Origin of the sequence: Streptomyces caeni, assembly GCF_042678285.1 — a bacterium.
Classification (GTDB): Bacteria; Actinomycetota; Actinomycetes; order Streptomycetales; family Streptomycetaceae; genus Streptomyces; species Streptomyces caeni.
Window position 1 is genome coordinate 1 of record NZ_JBHUDX010000172.1, and the last position, 1,268, is coordinate 1,268.

Genomic DNA, 1,268 nt, shown 5'->3' on the forward strand with positions numbered 1-1,268 from the left:
GCAGCCGATCGCGGCGAACGCGGCCTGGAACAAGGCGCGTTTGAGCAGGCGGTTGCCGCGATGGGGTGCGTGCTCGCCGCGGATGGAGGTACCCGAGGACTTCGTCGCAGGGGCGAGTCCGGCGTAGGAAGCGAGGTGACCGGCGGTAGGAAAGCCGCTGCCGTCACCGATCGCGACGACAACAGCGGCCGTGGTCCTGACGCCCATGCCGGGCAGCGACGTCAGGAGGTGGAAAAGAGGGAGGGCCTCCAGCAGGGCCGCGATCTCCTGCTCGGTGGCCTGTCGCTGGGAGTGGGCGGCGGCGAGCTGGGCGGCCAGGCCGGGCACGATCAGCGCGGACGCCTCAGTGCCGGGAACGACGAGGGTCTGCTCGGCGAGCGCGTCGAAGATCTCGGTGGTGAGGTGGTGGGCCTTGCGCGAGCCGTGTGCCTTGAGCAGGGCCTCGCAGCGGGTTCGGCCGAGCTTTCTCAGCTTCGCCGGGGAGCCGTGCCGGGCAAGGAGTGCTTGAACGTAGGGGTAGGCCAGACGTGGGCCGAGCACACGTTCGAGGGAGGGATGGATCTGGGAGAGCAGGCCGCGCAGCCGGTTGGTGGTGCGGTTGACCTCGCCGGCCAGGTCGTTGTCGTAGCCGGTGAGCATGGTCAGCTCGGCCAGCACCTCGTCGTCACGGTCCACCGCACGCAGGGTGTGCGGCATGGTCCGGGCGGTCTCGGCGATCACGAACGCGTCGCGGGCGTCGGTCTTGGCCTCACCCGGATGCAGGTCGGCGGCCCGGCGCATCGACAATCCGGGCAGGTAGGCCACCCGGCAGCCCGCCGCGCGGGCCGCCGTCAGCGGCAGTGCGCCGATGTTGGCGACCTGGTCCACGATCACCAGAACGGTGCCGAACTTCGCCACCAGCTTGCTGAACAGCTCCAGCAGTTTCGGCTCGGTGTTGGGCAGCCGCTTGTCGTGCACGGTTCTGCCGTCCGCGGTCCGGCCATGGGCGTGGTGGAACTCCTTGCCCAGGTCCAGGCCGAGGAAGAGATCTATCGCGGTCGTGTTGACCATGTGCGCGTGCCCTCTCTCCTCACGTGTCCCCAACTCCCGGCCGTCCCTGCGGCACCACACGCCGGCAACCACGTTACGCAGACATCCCCCGCCCTCAGCGGCCCGGCGTTGCGCCGGACCGGGCGGTCGTCAGGCCCCTCATCAGCGGTCAAGCGGTGCCCCGAGGCCCGGCGGCAACACCCCCCAGGTCATGCGTGCGACAGGGGGCAGACAGCCAT

Annotated in this window: 1 protein-coding gene; it reads right to left on the reverse strand. The window is 70.2% G+C overall.

The window, feature by feature from the left end:
• Positions 1-1,050, reverse strand: a 1,050-nt coding sequence (locus ACFSL4_RS37580) for an IS110 family RNA-guided transposase (protein ID WP_381092612.1), incomplete at its 3' end; no start/stop codon positions are given.
• Positions 1,051-1,268: the final 218 nt, after the last annotated feature.